General features: G+C 34.4%; 12 protein-coding genes. 8 read left to right on the top strand and 4 right to left on the bottom strand.

Features of this window, described 5'->3' with window-relative positions; translation table 11 throughout:
* Window position 1: 1 nt before the first annotated feature.
* The gene (gene glmM, locus EV142_RS11050; protein ID WP_132035495.1) at window positions 2-1,390 is read right to left on the bottom strand and encodes a phosphoglucosamine mutase; all 1,389 of its coding nucleotides are present in this window, start codon (window positions 1,388-1,390) and stop codon (window positions 2-4) included.
* A gap of 249 nt (window positions 1,391-1,639) precedes the next feature.
* Here glmM and EV142_RS11045 point away from each other — a divergent pair, with 249 nt between their 5' ends.
* The 5 genes from EV142_RS11045 to uvrA all read left to right on the top strand — a co-directional run bounded on the left by EV142_RS11045 (window position 1,640) and on the right by uvrA (window position 9,713).
* Complete coding sequence (locus EV142_RS11045) at window positions 1,640-2,224, top strand: acyl carrier protein phosphodiesterase (protein WP_132035493.1); 585 nt, start codon at window positions 1,640-1,642, stop codon at window positions 2,222-2,224.
* A complete protein-coding gene (ggt, locus tag EV142_RS11040; protein ID WP_132035490.1) occupies window positions 2,221-3,906 on the top strand; it encodes a gamma-glutamyltransferase in 1,686 nt (561 codons plus the stop codon). Before EV142_RS11045 ends, ggt begins: the two co-directional genes overlap by 4 nt.
* A 74-nt stretch (window positions 3,907-3,980) precedes the next feature.
* On the top strand, window positions 3,981-5,765 hold the full coding sequence (locus EV142_RS11035) for a chloride channel protein (protein ID WP_132035487.1): 1,785 nt from the start codon (window positions 3,981-3,983) through the stop codon (window positions 5,763-5,765).
* Between the two features lie 62 nt (window positions 5,766-5,827).
* Complete coding sequence (locus EV142_RS11030) at window positions 5,828-6,781, top strand: Fic family protein (protein ID WP_132035484.1); 954 nt, start codon at window positions 5,828-5,830, stop codon at window positions 6,779-6,781.
* Between the two features lie 100 nt (window positions 6,782-6,881).
* Window positions 6,882-9,713, top strand: coding sequence for an excinuclease ABC subunit UvrA (uvrA, locus tag EV142_RS11025; RefSeq protein WP_132035481.1), 2,832 nt, complete (start codon window positions 6,882-6,884; stop codon window positions 9,711-9,713).
* Between the two features lie 22 nt (window positions 9,714-9,735).
* On the opposite strand, the gene EV142_RS11020 is transcribed toward uvrA, so the two are convergent.
* The 3 genes from EV142_RS11020 to EV142_RS11010 form a co-directional block, all read right to left on the bottom strand.
* Window positions 9,736-10,398 carry an ATP-binding cassette domain-containing protein gene (locus tag EV142_RS11020; protein ID WP_132035480.1) on the bottom strand — a complete coding sequence of 221 codons (663 nt, stop codon included), beginning with the start codon at window positions 10,396-10,398 and terminating at the stop codon, window positions 9,736-9,738.
* Between the two features lie 278 nt (window positions 10,399-10,676).
* A complete protein-coding gene (locus EV142_RS11015) occupies window positions 10,677-11,087 on the bottom strand; it encodes a hypothetical protein (protein WP_132035477.1) in 411 nt (136 codons plus the stop codon).
* Between the two features lie 71 nt (window positions 11,088-11,158).
* The gene (locus EV142_RS11010; protein ID WP_132035474.1) at window positions 11,159-11,407 is read right to left on the bottom strand and encodes a hypothetical protein; all 249 of its coding nucleotides are present in this window, start codon (window positions 11,405-11,407) and stop codon (window positions 11,159-11,161) included.
* 190 nt (window positions 11,408-11,597) lie between these two features.
* On the opposite strand from EV142_RS11010, the gene EV142_RS11005 reads away from it, so the two are divergent.
* From EV142_RS11005 to EV142_RS10995, 3 genes are all read left to right on the top strand, one after another.
* A complete protein-coding gene (locus tag EV142_RS11005) occupies window positions 11,598-11,939 on the top strand; it encodes a helix-turn-helix transcriptional regulator (protein ID WP_132035471.1) in 342 nt (113 codons plus the stop codon).
* 300 nt (window positions 11,940-12,239) lie between these two features.
* A complete protein-coding gene (locus EV142_RS11000; protein WP_132035468.1) occupies window positions 12,240-12,599 on the top strand; it encodes a cupin domain-containing protein in 360 nt (119 codons plus the stop codon).
* A gap of 213 nt (window positions 12,600-12,812) precedes the next feature.
* On the top strand, window positions 12,813-13,541 hold the full coding sequence (locus EV142_RS10995) for an LOG family protein (protein ID WP_132035465.1): 729 nt from the start codon (window positions 12,813-12,815) through the stop codon (window positions 13,539-13,541).
* Window positions 13,542-13,562: the final 21 nt, after the last annotated feature.

The raw sequence follows: 13,562 nt of genomic DNA, 5'->3' as shown, positions 1-13,562 counted from the left end.
ATCAGATTCCCGCAATCGCTTTGATTTCATCAATGATACGAAGTGCCAAAACATCGGCTTTTTCCTGAGAAGGAGCTTCTGTATAAATTCTGATGATTGGTTCTGTGTTTGATTTTCTTAAATGAACCCATTCTGTTGCGAAATCAATTTTCACACCATCAATTGTAGTAATATCTTCGTTTTTATATTTTTCTGTCATCGCAACCAAAATAGCATCAACATCAATTTGTGGAGTCAATTCAATTTTATTTTTACTCATGTAATATTCCGGATAGGAAGCTCTCAAAGCCGAAACTGACATTTTCTTATTTGCCAGATGTGTTAAGAATAAAGCTACTCCTACCAAACTATCACGTCCGTAATGAGATTCAGGATAGATAATTCCACCATTACCTTCACCACCAATAATGGCGTTATTTTTTTTCATCAATTCCACTACATTCACCTCACCTACCGCGCTTGCTTCGTAGTTTCCGTTATGTCCAACTGTTACGTCACGCAATGCACGTGAAGACGACATATTAGAAACGGTATTTCCCGGAGTTTTACTCAATACATAATCTGCACAAGCGACCAAAGTATATTCTTCTCCAAACATTTCTCCATCTTCACAAATAAATGCTAAACGATCTACATCCGGATCTACTACAACTCCTAAATCAGCTTTTTCTTTTACGACCAATTCAGAAATGTCTGTCAGATGCTCTTTTAAAGGTTCAGGATTATGAGGAAAATGTCCGTTTGGTTCGCAATACAATTTCACTACTTCAACGCCCATTAACTCCAGCAATCGCGGAATAATAATTCCCCCTGATGAATTCACCCCATCCACAACAACTTTAAACTTTGCCGCTTTTACGGCTTCAACATCTACTAAGGCTAAGTTTAAAACCTCGTCGATGTGAATATCCATGTATGCATCGTTTATTGTGATTTCTCCCAAGTTGTCTACATCAGAAAAGTCGAAAGCTTCGGCTTCAGCAATTTCAAGAATTTTCGCCCCTTCAGCCCCGCTTAGGAATTCGCCTTTTTCATTTAGTAATTTCAGGGCATTCCATTGTTTTGGATTGTGAGAAGCCGTCAGGATAATTCCGCCATCTGCTTTTTCCAAAGGCACTGCAATTTCTACCGTTGGTGTAGTCGAAAGTCCAAGATCAATTACATTAATTCCTAAACCAATTAAAGTATTTACTACAAGATTATGAATCATCGGGCCTGAAATCCGGGCATCACGACCAATTACAACCGTCAGTTTCTCTTTAGAAGTATTATTTTTAAGAAAAGTTCCGTATGCCGATGCAAATTTCACAGCATCAACAGGAGTCAGGTTATCTCCTACTTTTCCACCAATAGTTCCACGTATACCTGAAATAGATTTTATTAAAGTCATTTTTTTGAGTTATGGTTACCAATTACAAATATAGAAAAGTTAGTAAGGTTCTTAGGTGCTTAGAGGTTAAGATTTTCTGAAAAAGTTGCTGAAGGCTAAGTCTCTGACGTACTGAGATTTTAATGGAGCATTAAATCATTGTTTAAATGATATAAAAAAGTTTTCATACATTTACTACAATAAACTTAGCGTCTTACTACCTAAGAGCCTTGGCACCTTAGTACCTAAGAAACTTAGCACCTCAAAAAAATGAATTTTCTAGCACACATTTATTTGTCAGGAGACAATGATCTGATCAAAATTGGTAATTTTATGGCCGATGGAATCCGCGGAAAACAATTTGAACATTTTCCGGAGGATGTCCAGAAAGGAATTATTTTGCACCGCTCTATAGATACTTATACCGATTCGCATGATATTTTCAGACAAAGTACCAAGCGGCTACACGAAAAATACCATCATTATTCCGGAGTGATTGTAGACATTGTTTACGATCATTTTTTAGCTAAAAACTGGACGAAATATTCTGATGAAAAACTGGAAAATTTCATTGACCGGTTTTACAGATCTCTTCATGAAAACTACGAAATCCTGACGGAGAAAACACAGGATTTAATGCCGTATATGATTCAGAGAAACTGGCTTTTGAGCTATCAGACTGTTGAAGGAATCCATCAGATTTTAACGCAAATGGACCGAAGATCAAAAAACGAATCAAAAATGCAGTTTGCCAGTGCCGAATTAAAAGAATATTACGTCGAATTCGAACAAGAATTTACGCTCTTTTTTGAAGATATAAAAGAGCATGCAAAACAAAAACTACTCTTACTATGAGAAACATTACGCTTTTATTTACCTTCATTTACATTAGTTGCGCAGCGCAGCAAACCCCGGCAAAACCAACAGGATTAGTATTTACAAAAGCTATGGTTGTTTCTGCCCGTGAAGAAGCATCGAAAATTGGTGTTGAAATCATGAAAAAAGGCGGTAATGCTTATGATGCGATGGTAGGTACTGAACTGGCTCTGGCAGTTGCTTTTCCGTTTGCAGGAAATATTGGCGGCGGCGGATTTATGGTTTACAGAAAAGCAAATGGCGAAGTCGGTTCTTTAGATTATCGTGAAAAAGCGCCGTTAGCAGCTACAAAAGACATGTTTTTAGATAAAGACGGGAACGTTATTAAGGGAAAAAGCACCGAAACAGCTTTGGCAATTGGAGTTCCGGGCACTATTGCAGGTGTTTTTGCTGTTCATAAAAAACTGGGATCATTGCCTATGTCCGAGATTTTAAAGCCTGTAATTGCCCTCGCAGAAAGAGGTGTGATTGTAACGAGAAAACAGGAAAAAAGCCTGAAAGATTACAAGACAAGTATTGTCAGAATAAATGGAGACCAAACACTTCTGGCAGCTGACTTCAAAGAAAATGATACGATTAAATATACTGCTTTGGCTGAAACTTTAAAAAGAATTCAGAAAAATGGAAGGGATGAATTCTACAAAGGCAAAACTGCTAAAATCCTGGTGGATTATCTTAAGAAAAAAGGAGGAATTATAACGCTTGAAGATTTGGCTAAGTACGAGGCGAAATGGAGAAAACCACTTCAATTTACCTACAAAGATTTAAAATTAACTTCAATGTCTCCTCCCAGCAGTGGCGGAATTTGTCTGGCGCAAATTTTAAAAATGGTAGAACCTTACGATTTATCTAAACTGGGTCACAATACACCTGAATCTATTCAGATCATTGTTGAAGCCGAAAGAAGAGCTTATGCGGACAGAAGTCAATACTTAGGCGATCCTGATTTTGTAAAAATTCCGATTAAAGCTTTAATGGCCGACGCTTACCTAAAAGACCGAATGTCTACTTTTAATCCTGAAAAAGCGAGTTTATCCTCTGAAATAAAAGAGGGAAAAGTGACGTACAATGAAAGTACTGAAACTACCCATTATTCTATCGTTGACCAATTTGGAAATGCTGTTGCGGCAACCACAACTTTAAATGATGGTTATGGTTCTAAATATTATTGCGACGAACTAGGTTTCTTTTTAAATAACGAAATGGACGATTTTAGTGCAAAGCCGGGATCTCCGAATATGTTCGGCTTAGTAGGAAATGAAGCCAATAGCATAGCACCACAAAAACGGATGTTAAGTTCTATGACACCCACAATTGTGGAGAAAAATGACAAATTGTTTATGGTAGTCGGTACGCCGGGCGGTTCAACTATTATTACCTCTGTTTTACAAACTATTCTTAATGTTTACGAATACAACTTAAGCATGCAGGACGCAGTAAACGCACCACGCTTTCACCATCAATGGCTGCCTGACCTCATTAATTTTGAACCTGATACTTTCGATGCTAAGACTATCGAAAAACTAAAATCAAAAAATTATCTGATCAACGAAAAATCGAGTCCTATTATTGGTAAAGTTGATGCCATTTTGGTTCTTCCCAATAAAAATCTGGAAGGTGGCGCAGACTTCCGTGGTGATGATAAAGCAGTAGGCTTTTAATTTAGTTCTCTTTTTTTAATAGTTTTTTAAAGATTATAATTTAAATTTGTGGTATCCGTAATTTTTAAGACAGAATGCTAAAAAAATATTTCAGAAGACTCGAAAGCATTATTGCTTTGGCGCAATCCTTAATGACACCAAAGCAATTTATTTTTTTATCAAGTGTTTTAATCGGCATTTCCTGTTCTCTTGCCGTAATTATTTTAAAGACGTTTGCACACAGCGTTTTTTCGTTTGCAACCTATATTAATGGAATTCTAAAATTAAGTTTCATTAATAGTTTACTTCCCATCATTGGAATTTTACTTACTGTTTTGGTTGTAAAAAAAGTACTAAGCGGAAGTATTCAAAAAGGCACCTCTCAGATACTTTATGCTGTTGCCAAAAAAGCAAGTATAATTCCTAAAAAACAGATGTATGCACAAATCGTGACCAGCTCGCTAACCGTTGGTCTGGGGGGGTCTGCAGGTTTAGAGAGCCCGATCGTGATAACAGGAGCTGCATTTGGATCTAATTTTGCCCAGAATTATAAATTACCTTATAAAGACAGAACATTACTGATTGGCTGTGGCGTTGCTGCCGGAATATCAGCAGCATTTAATGCGCCCATTGCAGGAGTTCTTTTTGCAATTGAAGTATTATTGGTGGATGTCAGTATTTCAGCTTTTACACCGATTATGATTTCTGCCGCAACCGGTGCTATCGTATCTGCCATTTTATTAGACGAAAGTATCTTATTATCTTTCAGACAACAACAAACTTTCAATTATCACAATACTCCGTTCTATGTAATATTAGGCATACTAACCGGACTAATGGCGATTTATTATTCCCGAAATTTCCAGAAAGTAGAACATTATTTTTCAAAACTGGAAATGGGACCTTATAAAAAAGCATTAATAGGATCTTCAATACTGGCCATTTTGATTTTTATCTTTCCTACTCTTTTTGGCGAGGGTTACGAAAGTATCAAAACCCTGTCAGAAAATGATCCCGGAAGATTATTAGACAACACCTTATTTAGCGATTACAGGGACAATAATTGGGTTTTACTGGTTTTTGTGGGATGTACTTTAATGATAAAAGTTCTGGCTACAGGTTTAACAATAGGAAGCGGAGGAAACGGAGGAAATTTTGCCCCTGCCTTATTTATTGGTTCTTATCTGGGCTATTTTTTCTCTAAATTGATTAATATGACAGGACTCACCAATCTGCCTGTCAGCAATTTTACTATGGTTGGAATGGCAGGAATTCTTAGTGGTTTGTTTCACGCACCATTGACAGCCATCTTCCTGATTGCCGAAATAACGGGAGGTTACGGCTTAATGATTCCGCTGATGATTATTTCCTCTATAAGTTTTGCGATTTCTAAAAAATTCGAAAAGCATTCCCTTGATGTAAAAGGACTAGCCAAGAAAGGTCATGCTTTTACCAGTAATAAAGATTCTAATATTCTTTCGACTTTAGACATTGATTCCATTATCCAGACTGATTATTTAACTGTTCATCCTGATGAAAATCTAACCAAACTGGTTGATCTTATCTCCCATTCCAATCAGGTTGTTTTTGCAGTTGTCAATAACGACAGGGATCTTGTTGGAGTAGTTCATTTTAATGACATTCGGGAGATTATTTTCAATTCGTACCGGGTGAAATATACCGTAATCAGAGACGTAATGAAAACGCCTGCCGCCACAATTTCATCCTACGACAGTATGGAAATCGTGATGAGTAAATTTGAAAATACCAAAACTGCCTTTATTCCTGTTTTACGAAATGAAAAATATTACGGATTCATTTCCAAATCTATAGCACTAGAAGCCTACAGAACCAAACTGCGTGCCATGACCATTGAATAAAATTAATATCGGATAGGTTAAAATTTCATATATCCGATATTAAGAAGTACATTTGTGGGGAAATGTGGAAAATAGACCTTACATACAGAACCGAATTTCAATCAACTTTTGAGCGATTGTACAAAAAAAGACAGGATTTGCAAACCAGCAGACCTCTGCCCAATATCGCTTTGCATAAAATTCGCGAAAGTCTATCGCTGGAATGGACCTACAATTCTAATAGTATAGAAGGAAATACCATGAGTCTGCGTGAAACTCAAATGGTTATTCAGGAAGGTATTACCATAAAAGGAAAATCATTAAGAGAACATTTTGAAACTCATAATCACGATAAAGCGATTGATTATTTATACAAGATTGTCAATGACGAATACCGACTCAGAAGTATAGACATACTTTCGATTCATGGTTTAGTATTACGTTCTATCGAAGATGATTTTGCGGGGCGTTTACGAAATGGCGGCGTTCGCATTTCGGGAGCCAATTTTATGCCTCCAAATGCCAATAAAGTTTCAGACTATCTGGATGAATTAATTGATTTTATCAATACAAATCCGTTAGGGCTTAATGATATTGAGCTGGCCACTATTTACCATCATAAATTAGTCTGGATACATCCTTTTTTTGATGGAAATGGCCGTACAGTTCGTTTAAGCATGAATTTATTATTGATGCGTTGTGGTTTTCCGCCTGCCATTATTCTTAAAAATGACAGAAAGAAATATTACGAAGCGCTGAATCAGGCTAATAATGGCAATTATCAAAAATTAATCCTTTTGATGTGTCAGGCATTAGAACGCACGCTTAATATTTATCTGAATGCCATGCCGGATAATGATAACGACTTTCAAAAAATATCTGATATTGTCAGTGAGCCTGAAACTCCTTATGGTCAGGAATATGTTAGTTTATTAGCACGAACAGGGAAAATAGACGCTTATAAAGAGGGTCGAAATTGGTATACCACCAAAGAAGCCATTGAAGAATATATGATCACCCGAAAAAGAAAACGCTAATTTATATTAGCGTTTTTTGTTACTAATTGTAACATAAAGTTTTGTACTCTAGTACTAAAAGAACAAATCAAAGTGGTAACTTTGCGTTTTGCTCAAAATTATGTTAGAAAAAGACAATACTATTGAAGTTCTTGGTGCAAGAGTTCATAATCTAAAAAATATAGACATTTCAATTCCGCGTGAAAAACTGGTTGTTATTACCGGTTTATCGGGCTCAGGAAAATCATCATTAGCATTTGATACCATCTATGCTGAAGGGCAGCGTCGCTATGTTGAAACTTTTTCGGCGTATGCCAGACAGTTTCTTGGCGGTTTAGAACGTCCGGACGTTGACAAAATCGACGGACTTTCACCCGTAATTGCGATTGAACAAAAAACAACCAGTAAAAGTCCGCGATCGACTGTAGGAACTATTACTGAAATTTATGATTTCCTGCGACTTCTGTATGCCCGTGGCGCAGATGCTTTCAGTTATAATACCGGCGAGAAAATGGTTTCCTATTCTGACGACCAAATTAAAGATTTGATTATTCAGGATTTCAACGGGAAACGCATCAATATTCTTGCTCCTGTAATTAAAGCCAGAAAAGGACATTATGCCGAATTATTTCAGCAAATCACCAAACAAGGCTTCCTGAAAGTCCGCGTAAACGGAGACGTACAGGATTTGGTTTCAGGAATGAAATTAGACCGTTATAAAACACACGACATCGAAATCGTAGTTGACAGAATGCTAATCGAAGATAGTGCTGACAATCAAAAACGACTGGCTGAAAGCATCAATACCGCGATGCATCACGGTGAAAATGTATTGATGATTTTAGATCAGGATACGAATGAAGTACGCTATTTCAGTAGAAATTTAATGTGCCCTTCAACGGGAATTTCATATCAAAATCCGGAGCCGAATTTATTTTCTTTCAACTCTCCAAAAGGAGCTTGTCCGCATTGTAACGGATTGGGAACGGTTCATGAAATCAATGTAAAAAAGATTATTCCAAATGCTAAATTATCTATTAAAAGCGGTGGTTTTGCTCCGCTTGGTGAATACAAATCATCCTGGATTTTTAAGCAATTAGAAGTTATTGGAGAAAAATTCAGTTTTAAGATTACAGATCCAATCGAGAAAATTCCGGAAGAAGCGATGCAAATGATTCTTCATGGCGGGAAAGATAAATTCACTGTAAATTCAAAAGACTTAGGCGTTACGCGAGATTATAAAATTGATTTTGAAGGAATTTCAAATTTCATTAAAAACCAATACGACGAAAGTGCTTCAACCACTATAAAACGCTGGGCAAAAGATTTCATGGACGAAGTAAATTGTCCGGTTTGTGAAGGCTCCCGTTTGAAAAAAGAAGCCTTATTCTTTAAAATCAATGGCAAAAATATCACCGAATTGTGTGATATGGATATTTCAGATTTAACCACCTGGTTTCAGGATTTAAACAATCATTTGTCAGACAAACAGCTTTTGATTGCTTCTGAAGTGGTCAAAGAAATCAAAGACCGTCTGAACTTTTTGATGAACGTTGGATTGGATTATCTGGCTTTAAGCCGAAGTTCAAAATCTCTTTCGGGAGGTGAAGCACAACGTATTCGTCTAGCCACTCAAATTGGCTCGCAATTGGTTGGCGTTTTATATATTCTGGATGAACCTAGCATTGGTTTACACCAGAGAGACAATGAAAAACTGATTCATTCGCTAGAACAATTACGTGATATCGGGAATTCGGTTATTGTTGTTGAACATGACAAAGACATGATTGAACGTGCGGATTATGTTATTGATATTGGTCCAAAAGCCGGAAAATACGGCGGAGAAATCATCAGTATCGGAACTCCGGCAGAAACTTTAAAATCGAATACGATTACTGCTCAATATCTGAATGGTACCATGAAACTGGAGATTCCTTCAGCCCGTCGTAAAGGAAATGGTAAATTTCTTAAACTAACAGGCGCAACCGGAAATAACCTTAAAAATGTTTCGATAGAATTGCCTTTAGGACGATTAATATGCGTTACAGGAGTTTCGGGAAGTGGTAAATCGACTTTGATAAACGAAACCCTCTACCCTATTCTGAATGCTTATTATTTTAACGGCGTAAAAAAACCACAACCTTACAAAAAGATAGAAGGTTTAGAACATATTGACAAAGTAATTGATATCGACCAAAGTCCGATTGGAAGAACACCGCGTTCGAATCCGGCGACTTATACCGAAGTTTTCACAGAAATCAGAAACCTGTTTACGATGACTTCTGAAAGTATGATTCGGGGTTATAAAGCAGGACGTTTTAGTTTTAATGTAAAAGGCGGACGCTGCGAAACCTGTGAAGGTTCCGGTGTGAGAACAATCGAAATGAACTTTTTACCGGATGTTTATGTTGAATGTGAAACTTGCCAGGGAAAACGCTTTAACAGGGAAACTTTAGAAATCCGTTACAAAGGAAAATCTATTTCGGATGTATTGAATATGACGGTGGATGAAGCGGTTCCGTTTTTTGAGAACATACCTAAGATTTACCGAAAAGTAAAAACGATTCAGGACGTTGGTTTAGGCTATATTACACTTGGTCAGCAAAGCACAACGCTTTCGGGTGGTGAGGCACAACGTATCAAACTGGCAGGAGAATTGTCTAAAAAAGATACCGGAAATACGTTTTATATCCTTGATGAACCGACTACAGGTTTACATTTTGAAGACATTCGTGTTTTGATGGATGTGATCAACAAACTGGTTGATAAAGGGAATACCATTCTGGTTATCGAACATAATATGGATGTAATCAAACTTGCCGATTACATTATTGATATTGGCCCTGAAGGCGGAAAAGGCGGCGGAGAATTGATTGCCAAAGGAACTCCGGAAGAAGTGGCAAAAAATAAAAAAAGTTATACGGCTCAGTTTTTGAAAAAAGAATTGGAATAAAGAGATCTTAAAATGTAAATTTTTACTGAGATAAATATCCATGATAAACTAAATCATTTTTGTCATGAATATTTATCTTATCCCCTTTCTTTATTAAAAATATTTTGTTTGCAATTTGCATAGCATCTTCATAATAATGATCCGTCAAAATTATTCCTTTCGTTTCTTTTATATTATTTAAAAAATCTTTAATTATTTCAACAAATAAAGGTTCAACCATAGAAAACGGCTCATCTAATAGTAAAAAATTATGATTTAAATTACCTAGTAAAATAATTTCCAAATACCTTCTTTCTCCAAGAGATAATTCCCAAATTTTACGATTTTGTATATTATTAATTCGAGGAGCATAAAATATTTTATCTTGTTTATTTTCTTCATTAAAATACATGAAAATTATTTCTGAGACTTTTAATCTTTTAGGTAAGAAATCTTTTTGTGGTAAATAACCAATTCTATTATCCAAAATTACGTTATTCTCTTTTATGAACTCTCCATTGATTCTAATCTCTATGCTATCCGATTTTAAAGTTCCATAAATAAGTTTTAAGAGAGTCGATTTACCACTACCATTTCGTCCAAAAATTGCATTTATTTCACCTGTACAAAATTGAAATGACAAATTTTTTAAAATTTGTTTTTCTTTAAAAGATTTATTTACATTTTTAATTTCTAAAACATTCATTTTATTAGCTGATAAGTTATGGAGACAATAATCGAAATAAAAACATTCAAAAACAGAACAATCAAATTTAATCTCTTTTTAGTAAATCCTTTATTATGATAAAAATAATATTCATTACCATAAAAATACTGAAAGCTTAAAACACCCAAAATCGTTCCAATGCTGGCAAAAATAATTGGCATGAAATAAAAATTAAAAAATAATAGACTTAGTAGAAAAGAATAAATAAGGTTAAAAAAATTAACATCAAAATAGTACTTAAATATCATTTTTACCATCTATTTTAAACGATTAAAAATATATAATTGGCTTTGAGAGTTTTTATTTAAAGAAAAAGCCCTGGGCTGTTCTTCAAATTCACCATGAAAAAATTCTATTTTCATTTTATCCGAGTTAATAAAATGCAACAGTCCTAGTATTTTAGCTTCAATACCATTCTTCTCAACCTTCATATTTATCCGGACTGGTTCTTTTGTAAAATCTGTAATAAATAAAAACGGAGGGGACTGCTTTTCGCCTTGAAATAATATTGCTATACTATCATTTTTAAATTCTATATAATTGATATCTGAGTAATCTTCATTATTTACCCATTTTCCCATAAGTCTGCTGTCTTGTGAAAAAACATTATAATTACATAAAGTAATTAAAAGTAGTAAAAAAAATATTTCTTTTATTTCAATTTTCATATTTAGAGTTTTTATTGACAAAAAACAGCTATAATGAATTATAGCTGTTTAAATAATTCTTTTTAAATAAATTAGATCGGTTGGCAATGCATATTAAATAGCCAGCATACAAACCCGGCAAAATCACTTTTTTCTCTATAACACTTTTCATTAAATTTTAAATCTACATTCTCAGTTTTATCAGAATATTTTAATCTGATTATCTCAGTATTTTTATTTTCTTTTAAAGTTAGAATTCGAATATGATTTTTTTTAATGTTTCCCATAGAAACAGTTATAAATAACATCATAACAACAGTTGAACAAATCATTTTTTTCATTTTTAAAATTGTTTAAATTAATAATTTAAAATATTACACAAACTCCCGCGAAAAATTTTGTAAGACAAATTTCACTTTTTAAATTCTAATTAAAAATGTGAACATACAAAATAATATGTGAATCGAACCATAAAATATAAATATAATCCTACTTTATTGTTAATTTTGTTAAATTAAAAATTTTGGATAAATGATAAAAAATAGATTAAAAGCCGAAAGAAAGGAGAAAAAATTATCTCAGGAACAGATTGCAGAACTACTATTTATGGATCAATCCCAATACAATAGAAGAGAAAAAGGTCTTATAAAAATTTCAACAGAAGAATGGAAAAAAATGGCAAAAATATTAAATGTTAAAGTTGAGGATATTTTTGAAAGCGATGATACTTTATTTAGTATCAACACTAATGATAGAGAAAAAGGTAAATCCAAAAATGGTATAAAAATCAAGATTATAATACCACCGAGCGATCTAAATGAATTATACAAAAAACTTGAAGAATTATTAATTATTTTAAAAAACAAGATTTAATAAAAAATCTCTTTAAACCAAAAAAAAATAGAGATTAAATACATACTTATCTTTAAAATTAATTAAACACAACCCTAAACTGGCAGAAGATCCTGCGACGTGACAACAGATATTAATTCGTATTCCTTACAATAACTTATTCTATTGATAATGAAACCCCAACCAAAACCAAACCTTTAAAAATGTTACAATTCAATTAATAAACCCACATTTTTATAACAATTCTCAAAAAAAGGATTAATTTAGTACGCCCATTTTGTCAACGTTTTTTTGATTTTGACAAGTACTAAGATAAAATCTATGAATCTAAAAGAAAAATTCAGTACTGTAGACCACTATTTTTCGCCTAAAATAATTGACGAAGTAAACGATCAGTATATTAAAGTGGCTAAAATAAAAGGTCAGGAAGTGCCGTGGCACAATCATGAAAATGAAGACGAATTATTTTATATTGTCGACGGGGAACTTTTAATGGAAATTGAAAACAAACCATCATTCATCATGAGAAAAGGCGATTTATTCGTTGTGAAAAAAGGCGTAAATCACCGGGTTTCATCAGTTGAAGAATGTTCTATAATGCTGATTGAATCTAAAACCACAGAACATACCGGAAAAGTTAAAAGCAACATTACCAAGTCAATTGAAGAACAGTCGTATTAAATAAAGAGTTTCTTCTTTTTATTAAACGATGTTTCAATTGAAAGCGATTGCCCTAGCCCTGATGGGAGCGGCATCCTTTTTCTGGCTTCTTTAGCCAGGAAAAGATACAGCGGACAGCAGGATTAAGCTCCTCACTTCGAGTATGTTCAGTGTGACAACCTGATTCAAAAATAAAGACACAACTTAAGAATATAAATAATTAAAATACCTAAAATGAGATTAGAAGATTTTGATAATGATGAGGATAAAGTAATTCAGGACCGTTTGAAACAAAAAACGTGGAATGAAATCAGAACCAATGACAGCTGGGCGATTTTTAAAATCATGGCCGAATTTGTAAATGGTTACGAAAGCATGGGACGTATCGGTCCGTGCGTATCGATTTTTGGATCAGCAAGAACAAAACCAGAAGATAAATATTATTTACTGGCGGAGAAAATTGCCTATAAAATTAGTAAAGCCGGTTACGGTGTAATTACAGGAGGTGGTCCCGGAATCATGGAAGCCGGAAATAAAGGCGCGCATTTAGGAGGCGGAACTTCGGTTGGACTGAACATTGAATTGCCTTTTGAACAACATTTCAACCCTTATATTGATCACGATAAAAACCTGAATTTCGATTATTTCTTTGTGAGAAAAGTAATGTTCGTAAAATATTCGCAGGGATTCGTAGTGATGCCGGGTGGTTTTGGAACTTTAGATGAAATGTTTGAAGCGATTACTTTGATTCAGACGAAAAAAATTGGAAAATTCCCAATTATATTAGTGGGTGTTGAATTTTGGTCGGGACTGATCGAATGGGTAAAAACGGTACTTGTTGAAAAAATGCAGACGGTAAGCCCGGAAGACCTTAACTTATTTAAGATCGTAGATACTGAAGATGAAGTTGTTGAGGCTCTGGATAAATTTTACAAAAAATATGATTTGAGTCCGAATTTCTAAAATATTTTTAAACCGTTTAAG

Source organism: Flavobacterium circumlabens (assembly GCF_004345565.1).
GTDB classification, from domain to species: Bacteria; Bacteroidota; Bacteroidia; order Flavobacteriales; family Flavobacteriaceae; genus Flavobacterium; species Flavobacterium circumlabens.
The sequence above is the reverse complement of the archived record's forward strand: the minus strand, read 5'-3'. Positions and strand labels throughout refer to the sequence as shown.

Coding starts and splice junctions, on each gene's coding strand:
- EV142_RS11020 (WP_132035480.1), bottom strand. CDS start 10,398: ATGAATGTTTTAGAAATTAAAAATGTAAATAAATCTTTTAAAGAAAAA.
- glmM (WP_132035495.1), bottom strand. CDS start 1,390: ATGACTTTAATAAAATCTATTTCAGGTATACGTGGAACTATTGGTGGA.
- EV142_RS11000 (WP_132035468.1), top strand. CDS start 12,240: ATGAATCTAAAAGAAAAATTCAGTACTGTAGACCACTATTTTTCGCCT.
- EV142_RS11035 (WP_132035487.1), top strand. CDS start 3,981: ATGCTAAAAAAATATTTCAGAAGACTCGAAAGCATTATTGCTTTGGCG.
- EV142_RS11015 (WP_132035477.1), bottom strand. CDS start 11,087: ATGAAAATTGAAATAAAAGAAATATTTTTTTTACTACTTTTAATTACT.
- EV142_RS11010 (WP_132035474.1), bottom strand. CDS start 11,407: ATGAAAAAAATGATTTGTTCAACTGTTGTTATGATGTTATTTATAACT.
- EV142_RS11030 (WP_132035484.1), top strand. CDS start 5,828: ATGTGGAAAATAGACCTTACATACAGAACCGAATTTCAATCAACTTTT.
- uvrA (WP_132035481.1), top strand. CDS start 6,882: ATGTTAGAAAAAGACAATACTATTGAAGTTCTTGGTGCAAGAGTTCAT.
- EV142_RS11005 (WP_132035471.1), top strand. CDS start 11,598: ATGATAAAAAATAGATTAAAAGCCGAAAGAAAGGAGAAAAAATTATCT.
- EV142_RS10995 (WP_132035465.1), top strand. CDS start 12,813: ATGAGATTAGAAGATTTTGATAATGATGAGGATAAAGTAATTCAGGAC.
- ggt (WP_132035490.1), top strand. CDS start 2,221: ATGAGAAACATTACGCTTTTATTTACCTTCATTTACATTAGTTGCGCA.
- EV142_RS11045 (WP_132035493.1), top strand. CDS start 1,640: ATGAATTTTCTAGCACACATTTATTTGTCAGGAGACAATGATCTGATC.